Origin of the sequence: Streptomyces sp. MP131-18 (genome assembly GCF_001984575.1) — a bacterium.
GTDB lineage: Bacteria > Actinomycetota > Actinomycetes > Streptomycetales > Streptomycetaceae > Streptomyces > Streptomyces johnsoniae.
This window is the reverse complement of the sequence record NZ_LZNS01000001.1, coordinates 911454-930465: the sequence shown is the minus strand read 5'-3', so window position 1 is coordinate 930465 and position 19012 is coordinate 911454. Positions and strand designations below refer to the sequence as shown.

General features: G+C 72.6%; 3 protein-coding genes. All 3 read left to right on the top strand.

Features of this window, described 5'->3' with window-relative positions; genetic code table 11:
• Positions 1-4399 (top strand): SDR family NAD(P)-dependent oxidoreductase (locus tag STBA_RS03975; protein ID WP_143659417.1); only part of this gene is annotated, 4399 nt, incomplete at its 5' end.
• 279 nt (positions 4400-4678) lie between these two features.
• A complete protein-coding gene (locus tag STBA_RS03970; RefSeq protein ID WP_077057897.1) occupies positions 4679-11209 on the top strand; it encodes a type I polyketide synthase in 6531 nt (2176 codons plus the stop codon).
• A 23-nt stretch (positions 11210-11232) separates the two neighbouring features.
• Positions 11233-18684, top strand: coding sequence for a type I polyketide synthase (locus STBA_RS36240; RefSeq protein WP_077057896.1), 7452 nt, complete (start codon positions 11233-11235; stop codon positions 18682-18684).
• The last annotated feature ends 328 nt before the right edge of the window (positions 18685-19012 follow it).

Below are 19012 nucleotides of genomic sequence, written 5' to 3'. Positions count from 1 at the left end.
CGCGGCGCGGGGGCGGTTGATGGAGAGGCTGCCGGCGGGTGGGGCGATGCTGGCGGTTGCGGCACCGGAGGATGAGGTGCGCACGGTGGTGGAGTCGGTGGGCGGTGTGGTGGGGATCGCCGCGGTGAACGGGCCGTCGGCGGTGGTGGTGTCCGGGGTGGAGGAGCAGGTGCTGGCCGTGGGCGAGGTGTTCACGGGGCGGGGTGTGCGGACGCGGCGGCTGCGGGTGAGTCATGCGTTCCACTCGCCGTTGATGGACCCGATGCTGCGGGAGTTCCGCGACGTGGTGGAGGGCCTTCGGTTCGACCGGCCGCGGTGCGGCGTGGTGTCCACGTTGACGGGTCGGCGTGCGGGTGAGGGCGACTGGACATCGGCCGAATACTGGGTCCGGCACGTACGGGAGGCCGTGCGGTTCTCCGACGCGGTGGGCGTGCTGGAGGCGGAGGGCGTGCGGCACCTGCTGGAGATCGGTCCGGACGGGACCCTGGCGGGGATGGCAGGAGAGTGCGTGGGGGAAGCGGCTGGGACCGTTGTGGGAGCGTTGGGACGCCGGGACCGGGAAGAGCCGGTCGCGGTACTGGAAGGGCTGGCCCGGATGTGGGTGGCGGGCGTCGCGGTGGACTGGTCCGCCGTGTGTGCCGGCGGGCACCGGGTGGATCTGCCGACCTACCCCTTCCAGCGCGACACATACTGGCTGCGCACCGGCGGCGGTACGGAGGCCGCGGGCGAGCTGGGGGTGCGGGCCGCGGGGCACGAGCTGCTGGGCGCCGCCGTCACGATGGCGGACGGCAGCGGAGTGATGCTCACCGGCCGGGTGTCCGCCGTGGGACATCCCTGGCTGGCCGACCGCGAGGTGGGCGGCGCCGTGCTGCTGCCGGAGACGGCGCTGCTCGACATGGCCCTCCGGGCCGGCGACGAAGTGGGCTGCGGCCGTGTCGGGGAACTCACGGTTGAGGCGCCCCTGATCGTGCCCGACAGCGGCGCCGTACACCTCCAGGCAGCCGTCGGCGGGCCCGACGAGGCCGGCACCCGTACTTTCTCCCTCTACAGCCATCCGGACAACGCCGGTGGCGAGCCGGGGGACGAGAAATGGATACGCCACGCGACCGGCACCCTGTCCGCCGGTGGCGGCAGCCAGGCCGTCGACCTGGCCGAGTGGCCGCCCGCTGACGCCGAAACGGTCGACTTGGCCGGCCTCTATCCTGGGCTGGCGCAATCGGGGTTGGCCCACGGCCCGCTCTTCCAGGGGGTGCGCGCCGTATGGCGGCGCGGGGCCGAGATCCTGGCCGAGGTCGCCCTGCCGGAGGGCACCATGACCAGCGGCTTCGGTCTGCACCCCGCGCTGCTGGACGCGGCACTGCACCCGACCGCTCTCGACCGCGACCCTGTGGCCGACGGGCGGCCCTGGGTGCCGTCCGCCTTCACCGGCGTGGAACTCGCCGCCTCCGGTGCCGACGTGCTCAGGGTCCGCCTGGAGCCCTCGGGCCCCGATGCCGGCGCCGTGGAACTCACGGCCGCCGACACGGCGGGTCGGCTCGTCGCGCGCATCGACTCCGTGACACTGCGTCCCATGTCGGCGGAGAGCATGCGGGAGGCGTCGCGCAGCGCCCACTCGCTGTTCACACTCGACTGGGTTCCCGTCACCGGCCAGGGCGACACGGCCGTGCCGAGCACCGCCACGGTGGAAAACGCCGAGGAACTGGCGGCGCTCGCCGAGGGCGGCCTCCCCGAGCTGGTGCTCCACCATGTCCAGGAAGACGCCGCAGTGCGTGGCGCCTTCGGCCACGCGCTCGCCATGGTGCGGGCCTGGCTGGCCGACGAGCGGTTCTCGGACGCCAGGCTGCTGCTCATCACTCGCCGGGACGTGACCTCCCACGCCGCGGTGTGGGGACTGATCCGTACGGCGCAGAACGAGAACCCCGGCCGGCTCCTGCTGGTCGACTCGGACGAGGAAACGCCGGCCGTCGAACGCTACGCTGCGGCCCTGGCCGCCGGTGAGACGCAGCTCCGGCTGCGCGGTGACCAGGTTCTCGCGCCGCGGCTCGTCCGGGCCGCCGAGTCCGGCGGCCTGCCGCTGCCGGCCAACGGCCCGTGGCATCTTGCCGTTCGAGAGGCGTCCCCGACAGCGGACGACCTGGCGCCGGTGGTGCTGCCCCCGTCGGCCGATGAGGAGCCGCTGCTGCCCGGGGAGGTCCGCATCGCCGTGCGGAACGTCGGCCTGGGCTTCCGGGACGTGCTGGCGGCCCAGGGCGCGCTTCCCGAACAGCCGGTGCGCGGGCTGGGCGGCGAAGCGGCCGGCGTGGTCGTCGACGCTGGCTCCGAAGTCACCGGACTCGCGCCGGGCGACCGGGTGTTCGGCCTGGTCCCGAACCCCGTCGGCCCGGTGGCCAGGGTGGACCGGCGCCTCTTGGTGCGGATTCCCGACGGATGGACGTTCGCCGATGCCGCGTCGGTGCCGACGGCGTTCCTGACGGCCTGGATGGGGCTGGTCGAGCTGGCGGACGTCCGGCCGGGCCACACCGTGCTCGTGCACGCCGGGGCCAGCGGGATCGGCATGGCGGCCGTGCAACTGGCCCGCCATCTCGGTGCCGAGGTCTTCGCCACGGCCAGTCCGGGCAAGCGTGAGGCGCTGATCCGGCTGGGCCTGGACGAGGCGCACGTCGCTTCCTCCCGGTCACTTGACTTCCGCGAGGCGTTCCTGGCCGAGACCGAGGGGCGCGGCTTCGACGTCGTACTCAACTCCTTGCCCGGCAAGTTCGTGGACGCCTCCCTCGACCTGCTGCCCCGGGGCGGATACTTCCTGCACCTGGGCGCCGAGGATCTCGGGGAAGCAGAGGCGGCGGCGACCCGTCCGAACGTGGTCTACCGGTCACTCGGCCTCGACGACGCCCTCCCCGACCAGATCGCCGCCTGGCTGCCGCGGATGGTCGAACTGCTGGACGGCGGAGCGCTGCGCCCGCTGCCGGTCAGGTCCTGGGACGCGCGGCGCGCTCCCGAGGCGTTCCGCCACCTGCGCGAGGCGCGGCACGTCGGCAAGGCCGTGCTGCGGATGCCGCGCGCCTGGGAGCCCGACGGCACGGTGCTGATCACGGGCGGTACCGGAACGCTCGGCAGCCTGGTCGCCCGCCATCTGGTGACGGAGCACGGGATACGTCACGTGCTGCTGGTCAGCCGCCGGGGCATGACGGCCGACGGCGCCAGGGAACTGGCCGCCGACCTCACCGCGGCGGGCGCCGAACCCCGGGTCGAGTCCTGCGACGTCTCCGACCGGGAGGCGCTCGCGGGGCTGCTTGCCTCGATCCCGCCGGACCGGCCGCTGCGGGCCGTGGTGCACACGGCGGGCGTGGTGGACGACGGCGTGATCGGCTCCCTGACGGACGAGCAGATCGAGCGGGTGATCCGGGCGAAGGTCGACTCGGCTCTCAACCTCGATGAACTGACGGCCGATCTGGACTTGGCGCAGTTCGTCCTCTTCTCGTCCGTGGCCGGTGTGCTGGGCGGCGCCGGTCAGGGCAACTATGCGGCGGCCAACGCCGTTCTGGACGCCCTGGCCACCCGGCGGCACGAACGTGGCCTGCCCGCCGTGTCGATGGCCTGGGGCCTGTGGGAGGCCGACAGCGGGATGACCGCCGGGCTCGCCGCGACCGACCGGGCCCGCGTGGCCAGGGCCGGCGTCCGGCCGATTCCCTCGACGGAGGCGCTGGCGCTGTTCGACGCGGCTTTGCAGCGAGGCGAGCCCACAGTGGCACCGGTCCAGCTCGACCTGTCCGCCCTCAGGGCCCGCGCGGCGGCCGAGGGGGGCGTCCCGCCGATCTTGCGGGACCTCGTCCCGGCCCCGGCCCGCCGGGCGGCGGGCGGCGAGACGTCCGCCGCTTCCGAGGCGGCGGACCTGCGCCGCAAGCTGGAGAGGGCGGGCGAATCGGAGCGGCTCGCGATCCTGACCGAGCTGGTCCGGGAGCAGGCCGCAATCGTGCTGGGTCACACCGACCTCACGCGGGTGGACGCCGACCAGCCGTTCCGCGACGCGGGCTTCGACTCCCTGACCGCCGTGGAACTGCGCAACCACCTCGGCGCGGCGACGGGCATACGGCTGCCGGCCACCATGGTGTTCGACTTTCCCCGGCCGTCCGAGTTGGCCGAGCACCTGCTCAGCGAGATCGCTCCGCAGGAGAACGCGCCGGGAGGCGATGCCGACCCATTCGAGGGCGAATTCCGGAAGGCGCTGGCGCAGATACCGATGTCCACGTTCCGTGACGCGGGCGTCATGGGAATTCTGCGCCGCCTGGTCGGGCTCGGTGACGAGGCCGACCAGGCGGCCGACAAACCGGAGGCGACGGCGATCGCCGCCATGGACGTGGCGGACCTCGTCAACAGGGCGTTGCACAAGAACAAGCCCTGACCGGAGCAGACCTGAGCCCCGCGTGTCCCCGAAGGGCCGGTCCTGGCACGCCCGCACTCCGCGTGCCAGGACCAGTCCCGGGGACGAGTCTGGGGGTCTGGCCGGGGGCGGGTCCCAGGGTGGCCGCCGGCCGTGCCCCCCAGAATCGACCCAGGGTCCGAGCGCCATCCTCCATGTCCGACACGCCGATCCGTTCGGCGCGTGTGCCCGGACGGGCCGGAAGAACGACAGCTGGGGCACGGTCACCGGCGACAACTGATGTGAACGGAGATCACCGCCATGAGTACCTCTGCTGATGAGATCATTGAGGCACTTCGGGCGTCGCTCACGGAGAACGAGCAACTACGCCACCAGAACGAAGAGTTGCTCGCGTCTGCGCGTGAGCCGATCGCCGTCGTGTCGATGAGTTGCCGATTCCCCGGCGGCGCCACCTCCCCCGAGGCGCTGTGGCGTTTTCTCCTGGACGAGGGCGACGCCGTCTCCGGCTTCCCGGAGAACCGCGGTTGGCCGCCGGACAGCGGGCACGGCGCGGAAGCGGCGTTCCTGTCCGACCCCGACCAGTTCGATCCGTCCTTCTTCGGGATTTCGCCCAGGGAGGCACTCACCATGGACCCCCAGCAGCGCCTGTTGCTGGAGACCTCCTGGGAGACGCTGGAACGCGCTGGCGTGGTGCCCGCCACGTTGAAGAACAGCCTGACCGGCGTCTACATGGGCGCCACGGCAACCACCTATACGCAGGGCGCCACCGAGGAAGTCAAGGGCAGCGAGGGCCACCTCGTCACCGGGGTCGGGTTCTACTCCATCGCCGGGCGCCTCGCCTACACCTACGGTCTACAGGGGCCGGCCGTCACCATCGACACCGCTTGCTCGTCCTCGCTGGTGGCCATCCACCACGCCGTCCAGGCCCTGCGGGCGGGCGAGTGCACTCTCGCGCTGGCAGGCGGCGCCACGGTACTGGCGTCGCCGGAGATGTTCGTCGGGATCAGCTCGCTCGACGTCCTCACCTTCAGCGGCCGGTGCCGTGCCTTCGCCGGCGCGGCCGACGGCACCGCGTTCTCCGAGGGCATCGGTGTTCTGTTGCTGGAGCGGCTCTCCGACGCCCGCCGCAACGGGCACAACGTTCTCGCCGTGATCCGCGGCACCGCCGTCAACCACGACGGCCCCAGCAACGGTCTGACCGCCCCCAACGGGCGAGCCCAGCGACGGGTCATCCAGCAGGCGTTGGCCAACGCTCAGCTCACGCCCGACCAGGTCGACGCCGTCGAGGCGCACGGCACCGGCACTACGCTCGGCGACCCCATCGAGGCACACGCCCTGCTCGCCACCTACGGCCAGCAGCGGACGAACGGCGAGCCGCTGTGGCTGGCGTCCATCAAGTCCAATATCGGGCACACGCTCGCCGCAGCCGGCGTCGCCGGGGTCGTCAAGATGGTCGAGGCCCTGCGCCACGGGGTGCTCCCCAAGACCCTTCATGTCGACGAGCCCTCCCCGCAAGTGGACTGGTCCACCGGTGACGTCCGGCTGCTGGAGGACACCAGGCCCTGGCCCGAACACGGCAGGCCGCGCCGAGCCGGCGTCTCCTCGTTCGGCATCAGCGGCACCAACGCGCACCTGATACTGGAGCAGGCCCCCGAGCAAGCTGTCCCGTCCACCGCCGAGCAGGCCGACGAGGGCCGCCTCCGCTGGCAGACCCCCGTGGTGCCCTGGGTGATCTCCGCGAAGACGGAGGCCGCCCTCAGGGCGCAGGCCGAGCGGCTGGCGGACTTCGCCACCGACCGCCCCGACCTCGACATCGCCGCCGTGGGAGCGGCCCTGACCCGGCACCGTGCGGCGTTCGACCAGCGCGCGGTGGCGGTCGCCGCCGACCGTGGCGAACTCATCGCCAGCCTGCGCGCCCTGGCCGCCGACGAACCCGCCCCCCAGTGGACCAGGGGAGCCGTGGGCAAGCCCAGCCGCGTGGTGTTCGTCTTCCCGGGCCAGGGCGCCCAGTGGGAGGGCATGGGCCGCGAGCTCCTGGCGACCTCTTCGGACTTCGCCGCGGCCATCGCCGACTGCGAGGCCGCGTTCGCCGGCCAGGTCGACTGGTCGCTCACCGAGGTCCTGACCCGGGCGCCCGGCGCCCCCGACCTCAGCCGGGTGGACGTGGTGCAGCCGGTGTCCTTCGCGGTCATGGTCGCCCTGGCCGCGGTGTGGCGCGCGCACGGCATCGAACCGGCCGCCGTCGTCGGCCACAGTCAGGGCGAGATCGCCGCCGCCCACGTTGCTGGAGCCCTGTCGCTCAAGGACGCCGCCCGGATCGTCATCCGGCGCAGCGCCGCCATCGTCCGGCTCGCCGGCCGCGGCGCCATGGCCTCCGTCAACGACGAGCCCGACGCCGTCGCCGCCCGGATCGCCCCGTGGGGAGGCCGGCTCTCCCTGGCCGCCGTGAACGGACCGAGGGCCACCGTGGTGGCCGGTGAACCGGCGGCAGTATCCGAACTGCTGGCGGCCTGCGAGGCCGACGGGGTACGGGCCCGGGCCATCGCCGTGGACTACGCCTCGCACTCGCCGCAGGTCGAGGAGATCGAGCAGGAAATTCGCGAGCCCCTCGCGGACATCACCCCGATCGCTTCACCGGTGCTGTTCTGTTCCACCGTCACCGGTGAGCCCCTCGGCACCGCCGAGTTGGACGCCGGCTACTGGTACCGCAACCTGCGTCAGCCGGTCCAGTTCGAGACGGCCGTGCGGCACCTGGTCGACCTCGGCCACCACACCTTCATCGAGGTCAGCTCGCACCCCGTCCTCCGCCTCGGGCTGACCGAGACTTTCGAGCAGGCCGGCGCCCCCGCCGTTGCCCTCCAGACGCTGCGCCGCGACAGCGGTGGACCACGCCAGTTCCTGCTCGCCATGGCCGAGGCCCACACGATCGGCCTCCCGGTCGACTGGGAGCCTGTGCTCCCGGCGCCGCCCGTCGGCCTCGACCTGCCCACGTACGCATTCCAGCGGGAGCGTTACTGGATCGCGCCGTCCTCCGCCCGCGTCGGCGATCTTGGCTCGGTTGGCATCGGCGAGGCCGGGCACCCCTTGCTCAGTGCCCTGGTCGCGCTGGCGGAAGGGGACACCGTCGTGCTGACCGGCTGTATCTCGCGCCGTGCTCAGCCGTGGCTTGCCGGCCACGCGGTGGGCGGGACCGTGCTGGTGCCCGGCGCGGTCTTCGCCGAACTCGCCGTCCGGGCGGGCGACGAGGTGGGCCACGAGCATCTGCACGAACTGACCCTGGAGACCCCGCTCGTGCTCGACGAGCACACGGAAGTCCAGATCCAGCTCCGCGTCGGCCCGCCCGACGGGGCCGGGGGCCGGCCGGTCAGTATCCACTCCAGGGATCGGGCGGCGACCGGCGTGCCGTGGACACGCCACGCCAGCGGAATTCTCACAGACGCCGTCGGCGCGGTTTCCCCCGAACCTGTCGACGGTACCTGGCCTCCTACCGGGGCGCAGGCCGTCGAAACCTCCGGCTTCTACCAGCGGCTCGCCGAGGCCGGATACCAGTACGGGGCGGCCTTCCGCGGCCTGCGCGCCGCCTGGCGACGCGGCGACGAGGTCTTCGCCGAGGTGGAACTTCCGGAGGAGCAGCGGGAGGAGGCTGCGGGATTCGGCATCCACCCCGCGCTGCTCGACGCCGTCCTGCACGCCGGGCTGCTCAGCGCCGCCGGACGGGACGGCGCGGACGACGACGCCCCGGTCCAGGTTCACCTCCCGTTCGTCTGGAACAGGTTCGCCCTCTCCGCCACCGGCGCGACCCTGTTGCGCGTGCGGGCCGTCACCGCGGAGGACGGGGCGCTGACCGTGTCCGCCACGGACCCGGTGGGCCGCCCCGTTCTGGCGGTCGACTCCATCCTCACCCGGCCCGCCGAACTCGGCGGTTCCGACCGCCTGTCCCAGGACCTGGCCGACTCGTTGTTCCGCGTGGAGTGGACGGACCCGGGCGCCACAGCCGGGGGCGCACTCGAAGCGGATATCGCCGTCATCGCCCCGCGCGACTCCGGCCTCGTCCCCGATCTGGGCGCCGCGCCCGTCCACGAGGACCTCGCCGCGCTGGCCGCCGCCGTGGACGGTGGGCGGCCGGTGCCGGACACCGTCCTGCTGCCCTGCCCCCCGCCCCGGACCGACGCGGATTCCCTGCCCGACCCCGCTCGTGTTCAGGCCGCGGTCCTCGATGTGCTGGGCGTGCTCCAGGACTGGCTGGCAGACGAACGGTGGGGGGAGTCGCGGCTCGTCGTCGTGACCCGCGGCGCGGTCGGCCTCGCGGCCGGGACCGGCGTGGAGGACATGGCCGCGGCGGCGGTGCGGGGACTGGTCCGGTCCGCGCTGGCCGAGCACCCGGAACGGTTCGGACTGGTGGACGTGGGCGCGGACGGCGCGGGCTGGGACACGCTCGGGGCCGCGCTCGCGCTGGGCGAGAACGAAGTCGTGGCGGGTGAGGACGGCCGTGTCCTGGTGCCTCGGCTCCGGCGGATGGGCAGCGGCGGAGGATTGGTGCTCCCCGGCTCCGACGGCTGGCAGCTGGAGGTGGGTCGCTCCGGCTCCCTCGACGACGTCACGCTGGTGGAGACACCGGCCGCCTGGGACCCGCTCGGCCCGGGGCAGGTACGCATCCGAGTGCGCGCCGCGGGGCTGAACTTCCGTGACGTGGTCGTGGCGCTCGGCATGCTGCCGGGTCAGGACGATACCGGCGCCGAGGCCGCCGGGGTCGTGGTGGAGGTCGGACCCGGTGTCGAGAGGCTCGCCGTCGGGGACCGGGTGATGGGCCTGATGCCCGGCGCGTTCAGTTCCGTGGGCATCGTTGACGAGCGGCTGATGGTGCCGGTGCCGCCGGAGTGGTCGTGGGACGTCGCCGCGTCGCTGCCGATCGCCTTCGCGACGGCGTGGTTCGGCCTCGGCGACCTCGCCGGGCTGGCCGCGGGGCAGACCGTGCTCGTCCACGCCGGCGCGGGCGGCGTCGGCATGGCCGCGGTGCAGCTCGCGCGGTGGTGGGGCGCGGAGGTCTTCGCGACGGCGCACCCGAGCAAGTGGGACGTGCTGCGCGGGCTCGGCCTGGACGACGACCACATCGCCTCGTCCCGCGAGCTGGGCTTCGAGGAGAAGTTCCGCACGGTGTCGAACGGCCGGGGCGTGGATGTCGTGCTGAACTCCCTCGCGGGGGAGTTCGTGGATGCCTCCCTGCGGCTGCTGGCGCCCGGCGGCCGGTTCCTGGAGATGGGCAAGACCGACAAGCGCTCCGACGAACAGGTCGCGGTCATCCGCACAGACGTGGCCTACCGGGCGTTCGACCTGCCCGAGGCCGGCGAGGACCGCCTCAACGAGATACTGCGCGAGCTGGTGGACGCTCTCGGGCAGGGCCACTTGACGCCGCTGCCGGTGCGGGCCCGGGACATCCGGCGCGCTCCGGAGGTCTTCCGGTGGATGGCGCAGGGTCGGCACGTGGGCAAGAACGTGCTGCGGGTACCGGGCCCGCTGCCGGCCGCGGGCTCGGTGCTGATCACCGGCGGCACGGGCACGCTGGGGCGGCTGGTGGCGCGCCATCTGATCGAGCGGCACGGCGTCGGCCACGTCATCCTGGTCAGCCGCCGTGGCGCCGACGCCCCGGGCGCGGAAGAACTGCGCAAGGAGCTGGAGGAGCTGGGCGGGCGAGTGACGCTGGCCGCCTGCGACACCACCGACCGCGACAAGCTGGCCGCGCTGATCGCCCAGATCCCCGAGGACCTCCCACTGGTCGGCGTCGTCCATGCGGCCGGCGTGCTGGAAGACGGCATGATCAGCACTCTGGGCCCTGACCAGGTCGAGCGGGTACTGCGGCCGAAGCTCGACGCCGCGCTGCACCTTCACGAGTTGACCGCGGACATGGATCTCCAGTGGTTCGTGCTGTTCTCCTCGGCCGCCGGCCTCTTCGGCGGCGCCGGACAAGCCAATTACTCCGCGGCCAACACCTTCCTCGACGCGCTGGCCTACCACCGGCAGAGCCTCGGACTGCCCGCGGTCTCACTGGCCTGGGGCCACTGGGGACAGGCCAGCGGCATGACCGGACACCTGACCGAAGCCGACCACAAGCGCATGGCGCGTTCCGGCATTGTGCCGATCACGAACGAGCAGGGACTCGCCCTCCTGGACGCCGCGCTGCGCACCGACGAGCCGCTGCTGCTGACCGCAGTGCTCAACCTCACCGCGTTCGGTGGCGGCGAGCCCCAGCAGATCCCGCCGATCGTGCGCGGCCTGGTCCGCCCCGCCCGGCGACAGGCCGCCGGCGAGGAGGCATCGTTCGCCGACCGGCTGGCGTCCCTCCCGGCCGCGGAACGTGCGCAGCAGTTGACGGACATGGTGCGTGCCCAGGCCGCGACCGTCCTCGGCCACGGCGCCGTCCAGGCGGTCGATCCCGAACGCGGCTTCACTGACCTGGGGTTCGACTCGCTGACCGCCGTCGAACTCCGCAACCGGCTCACCGCGGCCACCGGTCTCCGTCTCCCGGCCACGCTGATCTTCGACTACCCGACGCCCGCGGCACTCGCCGGAATGCTGCTGTCCCAACTCGCGCCCGCGGACACCACGTCCTCCGAGGCCTCCCAGGACTTCGGCGAGGCCGACATCCGGCGTGCCCTCGCGACCGTGCCCTTCGAACAATTCGAGAAGGCCGGCATCGCGGACATCCTGATCCGGCTCGCCAGAGGCGAGGACCACGCCGGTGACGACGGCGCGCCTGACCAGAGCAAGGAGTCGATCGCTGCCATGAGCGCCGACGACCTCATCCATCTGGTTCTGGGCGACACCGAATCCTGACCGCTTGAGGAGTGGACTCCTTCATGACCAGTTCATCGCCAACCGCTTCCACCGACAAGCTGGTTCAGGCACTACGGGCCTCCGTCGCCGAGGCGGACCGGATGCGCAAGCAGAACCAGCAGCTGCGCGCCGCCGCCACCGAGCCGATCGCGATCGTCGCCATGGCCTGCCGATTCCCCGGCGGCGCCGACTCCCCGGACGAGTTCTGGCGCTTGCTGGACGAGGAACGCGATGTCGTGGCCGCGTTCCCGGACGACCGCGGATGGGACCTGGAGACGATCTATCACCCGGACCCGGACCACGCGGGCACCACCTATGTGCGCGGCGGAGCGTTCCTGCCCCGAGTCGGCGACTTCGACGCCGCGGTGTTCGGCATCTCGCCGCGCGAAGCCCTCGCGATGGACCCGCAGCAGCGACTGTTCCTGGAGACCTCCTGGGAGGCGTTCGAACGGGCGGGCATCAACCCGCTGTCGCTCAAGGGAAGCCGGACGGGCGTCTTCGCGGGGACGATCGCCTCCGACTACACCAGCATGCTGCGGACGATGCCCCCCGAGGTGGAGGGCTACCTCGGCACCGGCAACATGACCAGCGTCGTCTCCGGCCGGGTCTCCTACGCCTTCGGTCTGGAAGGGCCGGCCGTCACCATAGATACGGCGTGCTCCTCCTCGCTGGTCGCCATCCACCTCGCCGTCCAGTCTCTGCGCCAGGGTGAGTGCACCCTTGCCCTGGCGGGCGGCGGCACGGTCATGTCCACCCCGTACGGATTCATCGAGCTGAGCCGGCAGCGCGGGCTGTCCGAGGACGGGCGCTGCCGCGCCTTTTCCGCCGACGCCAGCGGCTTCGGCCCAGCCGAGGGCAGCGCCGTCCTGCTCCTGGAACGCCTCTCCGACGCCCGGCGCAACAACCACCCGGTGCTCGCCGTGGTGAGCGGCTCCGCCGTGAACCAGGACGGCGCATCGAGCGGCCTCACCGCCCCGAACGGCCCCGCTCAGCAGCGCGTCATGCGCGCCGCCCTGCAAAATGCGCGCCTGCGTCCGGCGGACGTCGACGTCGTCGAGGCGCACGGCACCGGCACCACGCTCGGCGACCCGATCGAGGCTCAGGCACTGATCGCTACCTACGGCCAGGAACGTGCGGGCCGGGAAGCGTTGTGGCTCGGCTCCGTCAAATCCAACATCGGCCACACCCAGGCCGCCGCCGGCGTCGCCGGCGTCATGAAGATGGTTCTCGCCATCCGGAACGGGCGGCTTCCGAGGACCCTGCACGCGGACGAGCCCTCCCCGCACATCGACTGGGACACAGGCGAGGTGCGGCTGCTGACCGAGAGCCGCGCGTGGCACGCGGGCGAACAGCCCAGGCGCGCCGGCATCTCCTCGTTCGGCATCAGCGGCACCAACGCGCACGTCATCATCGAGGAGCCCCCACGCGCCGAGGCCGCCGGATCCGCCGAGCCCGGGCCCCAGCCGCCCGCCGCTCCCGGCACCCCGGCAGTTGTGCTGCTCTCGGGCCTGAGCCGGACCGCACTGCGCGAGCAGGCGTCCCGGCTGCGTGCGCACGTCGCCGCCCATCCCGAGATCGGGCTGCCCGAACTCGCCGCTTCCCTGGCCCGCACCCGGGCCATGCTGCCCGAACGCGGACTGGTCCTGGCCACCGACCGCGACGCGCTGCTCGACTCGCTCGACGCCCTGGCCGAGGGCCGCCCCTCGGCGGAGGTGATCGAGGGAACCGCGGGAACGGCGGACCGCGTCGTGTTCGTCTTTCCGGGGCAGGGCTGCCAGTGGGCCGGCATGGCGCTCGAACTGCTGGACACCACACCGGCTTTCGCGGCGCGATTCGCCGAGGCCGCCGCGGCGGTGGAGGCCGAGACCGACTGGTCGGTCGAGGCCGTGCTGCGCGGCGCCGACGGCGCCCCCGACCTGGAGCGGGTCGACGTGGTGCAGCCCGTGCTCTTCGTCGTCATGGTGGCGCTGGCCGAGCTGTGGCGGACCCACGGCGTTCGGCCCGCAGCCGTCGTCGGCCACTCCCAGGGGGAGATCGCCGCAGCGGTGGCCTGCGGCGCCCTGTCACTGGCCCACGGCGCCCGGGTCGCCGTCCGGCGCAGCCGCCTCATCGGGCGCCGGCTGGCCGGCCACGGCGCCATGGCCTCCCTCGCCCGCAGCCGCGAGGAGACCCTCGCCTTGATCACCCGCTGGGGCGGTCGGCTGTCGGTCGCCGCGGCCAACGGCAGCAGTTCCACGGTGGTGGCCGGGGACCCGGCCGCCGTGGAGGAGCTGATCGCGGCGTGTGCGGAGCAGGACGTCCGAGCCCGTCGCATCCCGGTCGACTATGCCTCGCACTCCCCGCAGGTCGAGGAGATCCGCGAGGAACTGCTGCGCGAACTCGCCGGTATCGAGCCGCGCACCAGCGACATCCCCTTCTACTCGACCGTTGACGGCGCCCCGGTCGACACCGCCGGTCTGGACGCCGACTATTGGGTGCGCAACCTCCGGCAGACCGTGGAGTTCGAGAAGACGACCCGGTGCCTCGAGGAGGCCGGCCACACGGTGTTCATCGAGTGCAGCCCCCACCCGGTGCTCACCATGGCCGTCGAGGAGACCACCGGCTCCGACTGCACCCCGGTCGGCTCGCTCCGCCGGGACCAGGGAGGCCCCGCCCGCTTCCTGACCTCGCTGGCCGAGGCGTGGGCCAACGGAGTCGGCGTCGACTGGTCGAGCCTGCCGGGCGACCCCATGACGGCGGTGGCCGGCCTTCCCACCTATCCTTTCCAGCGGCAGCGTTACTGGCTTGAGCAGCAGGTGGAGGCCGTCACGGCCCCGGCGCCCGCGGGCGAAGAAACGGAAACCCGTTTCTGGGAGGCCGTCGACCGCGGCGACCTCACCGCGCTCACCTCCGAACTTGGTATCGATGCCGACCGCCCGCTGAGCGACCTGCTGCCCGCGCTCGCCCTCTGGCGTCGCCGCAACGCGGCCCGCGACACCATCGACTCCTGGCGCTACCACGTCACGTGGAAGCCGCTCCCCGTATCCGCCACCGGCCGCCTCAGCGGAACGTGGCTCGTGATGGCGCCCGCCGCCGGGGCGGAACGTGCCGCCACCGTCGTCGGCGGCCTCCGGGCCGGCGGTGCAGAGGTCGTCGTCGTCCAGTTCGATGAGCCGTCGCTGACCAGAGCGGCGCTCGCCGCCCGCCTCACCGACCTCACCGCCGCACTCCCGGCGCCTTCTGGCGTCCTGTCCCTGCTGGCACTCGACCCGGCGACGGCGCTGCCCCACACCATGCTGCTCATCCAGGCGCTCTCGGACGCCGGTGTCCCGGCACCGCTGTGGTGCGCCACCCAGGAAGCCGTGTCGGCGGTCTCCGCCGACACGGGCGCGGATGCCCTCCAGGCCGAGCAGTGGGGCTTGGGCCGCGCCGCGGCATTGGAACGGCCCCCCCACGCCTGGGGCGGACTCGTCGATCTGCCGGAGCACCTGGACGACCGTGCCCTGGCGCGCCTGGTGACCGTGCTGGCCGGACTCGAAGGAGGCGAGGACCAGGTCGCGGTGCGGGCCGCCGGTGTGTTCGGCCGCCGCCTGGTCCCGGCGCCCTTCGGCGACAAGGCCCCCTCCCGCCAGTGGCGGCCGACCGGAACTGTGCTCATCACCGGCGGCACCGGCCGGATCGGCGTCAACCTCGCCCGCTGGTTCGCCGAAAACGGTGCCGCGCACCTGGTGCTGACGAGCCGACAGGGCGATGCTGCGCCGGGCGCCCGTGAGCTGGAACGGGAACTCACCGCCACCGGGGTCCGGGTCACGCTCGCCGCGTGTGACGTCGCACGCCGCGACGAGTTGGCGGCCCTCCTGTCGACGATCCCCGCCGACCTGCCGCTGACGGCCGTCATCCACGCCGCCGGCTCCACCGAAGGCATGCCGCTGGATGCCATGACGCCGGAGGACCTGGAACGGATACGGAGTGCAAAGGTCGACGGCGCCCGTCACCTGGACGAACTGCTCGGCGACCAGCACCTCGACGCGTTCGTCCTGTTCGCCTCCCACACCGCCGTCTGGGGCGGCGGCAACCAGAGCGCGTATTCGGCGGCCAACGCCCACCTCCTCGCGCTCGCGGAACAGCGCCGCGCCCGCGGGCTGACGGCCACATCCATCGCCTGGGGGGTGTGGGGCGGCGGCCCCATCGTCAACGACGAGGCGTTCCTGGACCACATGCGCCGGCGCGGGATTCGGGAGATGCTGCCGGACCTGGCCATCGACGCCATGGTGCAGGCCGTGGAGCACGAGGAGACCTCGGTATGTGTCACCCGCGTCGAGTGGGAGACCTTTGCCGCCAGCTTCACATCGGGACGGCCGAGCCCGCTGCTGTCCGACCTGCCCGACCTGCGCAGGGCGCGGCTCGCCGCGGTTCGGCAGGAGGCCGCCGGCGTCGCCGCCGACGAAAAGCGGTCGACCTCCGAGCTGACCCGGCGCCTGTCCGCGGCGGCCCCGGCGGCGCGGGAGGCGATCCTGATCGACCTGGTGTCCGAACAGGCCGCGGCCGTGCTCGGGCACACCTCCACCGAGGCGATCGGCCCCAACCGGCTGTTCCGGGACCTCGGGTTCGACTCGCTGACCATCACCGACCTCCGCAAGCGGCTCTCGTCCGCGACCGGCCTGACACTTCCCGCATCTCTCGTCTTCGACCATCCGAGCCCGGGCGCCCTGGCCCGCTTCCTCCAGGGGGAGTTGCTGGGCAGTGCCGTCGGCGTCGACGAGCGGCGGGAACGGCCCGGGACCGCCGTGGCCCCCGACGAGGACCCCATCGTCATCGTGAGCATGAGCTGTCGCCTTCCCGGCGGCATCGAGCGGCCCGACGAACTGTGGGAAGCGCTCGTCAACGGCAGGGACATGGTCAGCGCGCCCCCGGCCGACCGCGGTTGGGGCTCGGGAGCGGTCGAGGAGGACGAGGAGGACACGCCCCTCGGGGGAGCACTCCGGCGCATCCGTGAGGCCGGGCTGATCACCGGCATAACTGAGTTCGACCCGGAGTTCTTCGGCATCTCCCCGCACGAGGCCGTCGTGCTCGATCCCCAGCAGAGAATCCTGCTCGAACTCGCCTGGGAGACCCTGGAAAGCGCCGGAGTGAATCCACGCGCCGGGACGCGAGAGCAGATCGGGGTCTTCACCGGCATCAGCTACCAGGGCTTCAACCCCGGCCCGCGCATCCCCAAGGACAGCGAGCCGTACCTCGGCGCCAGCGGGTCCCCTGCATTCGCCTCCGGACGCCTCGCGTACACACTGGACCTCAACGGTCCGACGCTCACGGTGGACACCGGCTGCACCTCATCGGCCGTGTCCCTTCACCTGGCCGCCCAGGCGGTGCGCAACGGCGAGTGCGATCTGGCCCTCGCCGGCGGCGTCACCGTGCTCGCCCACCCGTACGCCTGGTTCCAGCTGACCGGCGGCGCCGCCGAGGACGGCCGCTGCAAGCCCTATTCCGACGAGGCCGACGGGCCCGGATGGGGCGAGGGCGGCGCCATGGTCGCCGTCGAACGGCTGTCGAGGGCCCGCAGTCTGGGGCACCCGGTCCTGGCCGTGCTCCGCGGCTCGGCCGTCAACCACAAGGGGGCGAGCAACGGGCTCACCGCCCCCAACGCCCGTTCGCAGCAGCAGCTGATCGAACAGGCCATGGCCAACGCCGGCCTGACCCCCGGTGAGGTCGACGCGGTCGAGGGCCACGGCACCGGCACCAAGCTCGGCGACTCCGTCGAGGTTGAGGCGCTCTTGGCCACGTACGGCCGCGAGCGGCAGGCCGGGGAACCATTGCGACTCAGCACTGTGAAGTCCCACATCGGCCACTCGCAGAACGCCTCCGGAGTCACCGGCGTCATCAAGGGCATCCTGTCGATGCGCCACGGGCTGCTGCCCGGAATGATCCACGTCAAGCGGCCCGTTTCCGACGTCGACTGGTCCACCGGCACCGTCGATCTGGTCACCGAGAACGAGCCGTGGCCGCAGACGGCCCGACCGCGCAGGGTCGGTGTCTCTTCCTTCGGCGCCAGCGGCACCCAGGTGCACCTCATCCTGGAACAGCCGGAAGCAGACGTCGCGCCGACCCCTGACGGGCCCGTTGGGACGGGGGAGTCGGCCCTGCCCTTCCCGCTGTCCGGTCGGTCTGCTGCCGCCCTTCGGGCCCAGGCCCGCCGCCTGCGGGACCACCTGGTCGACCGGGCCGACCTGTCGCTCACCGACGTGGGGTACACCCTCTCCGCCGGCCGGGCAGCCTTCGAGCACCGTGCCGTCGTCCTCGCCGGTAACCGGGCCGAACTGCTCGACGGACTCGCGGCGGTGGAAACGGGCACCACCGCGCCGAACGCCATCGCCCCTCCGTCCCCGGCCGAGGGCCGCCTGCGGACGGCGGTGCTGTTCACCGGCGCCGGCGGCGGCGCCCAGGAGCTGTACGACACGTTCCCGGTCTTCGCGGAGGCATGGGACGCGGCACGGGCGCATCTGGATGTCCGGCTTGCCTCCCTGCCGCCCTCGGCGGAAGCGTTCCTGCGGGAGGTGGCGCTCTTCCGGCTCTACGAAAGCTGGGGCGTCGGCCCGGAGAAGCTACTGGCCGCGGAGAGCGGTGGCCCGGCGGCTGCGCACGCCGCCGGCTGGCTGACACTTGAGGACGCCGCTGCGGTGATCTGCGCCCTCGCGTCGGACCGGCCGGTGGAGGAGCTGGCGACCGTGCTGGGCGCGGTGGCGTTCGGCGAGGCCGGACTGCCAGTTTTCACGGTGGGCAGCACCAGGCCGCTCACGGCCGACGACCTGGCCGGCTCCGGCTTCTGGCAGGCCCTGCCGCCCGCCACCGGGACGGCAGAACCGGGCACCATCGCCCTGCACGCCACCTCCGTCCGCGACGCCCTATCGGCCCCGGCCGGCCTGTACGCCCATGGCGGCGACATGCGCTGGGAAGCGGTCTTTGAGGAGCGCGGAGCCCAGCTGACGGAGCTGCCGACCTATGTCTTCCAACGCGAACGGCACTGGCTGGGCGAACCCTCGGCTCCCTTCGACAGCCGTGACTACCAGCACTTCGCCATAGCCCCCACCCCGACCTTCAAGAGGAAACTGATGCTTGACGAGCAGAAGCGCAAGGACATCGTTCTCGAATACTTCGACAAGCTGAATTCCGGCAAACTCGAGGATATTCTCGCGATGTTCGCGGACGACGCTGTCGTCGAGGACCCCTACGGCCAGGCCAAGCACCAGGGTCGGGCGGCGGTGCGGGAGTTCTTCACCACCGTGCTGGGGACCGACATCAACATCGTCCCCGGCCGGCCCTCCGCCGCCGCCGACGGGAAGCTGGTGGCGGTTCCGCTCACCGCTTCGCTCATCAACACGACGGACGCCGAGGGTCCCCGGGTGCGCGTTCAGGCGGTGGATCTCTTCGAGGTCGGCGCCGACGGCCGGATCGAGAGCATGAAGGCCCTTTTCGGGCTGAGCGACATCAGCCCTGAGTAGTCGGGGTCCGCACGGATGACGATGTGCCCGGCCGGCACCCGGTGTGCCGGCCGGGCTTTACGCTGTCCCTCGTGGCCAGGTGCGGGACAAGTCCGGGAGCCGTGGTGTTCCTCGGTTTTCCGCCCTGCCCGACACCTCGGCCGAGGTGACGGGGATCGGGCCGGCGACAGTGGTCATCATCGACGCCACGGTGATCCGCATGGTGCCGGTTCCCTCGCTGATGAGCTTCCTCGGCGACCGCGCCCGGTGGCGACCGCTCGGCCGCGCGGGACGCGAAGGGCCTGCCGCCGGCTGCGGCAGGCCCTCCGCCCTGTGGGGGGTCGGTGAT

Bases quoted from the DNA above. Each gene is read 5' to 3' on its own strand.
- STBA_RS03970 (WP_077057897.1), top strand. From the start codon at position 4,679: ATGAGTACCTCTGCTGATGAGATCATTGAGGCACTTCGGGCGTCGCTC.
- STBA_RS36240 (WP_077057896.1), top strand. From the start codon at position 11,233: ATGACCAGTTCATCGCCAACCGCTTCCACCGACAAGCTGGTTCAGGCA.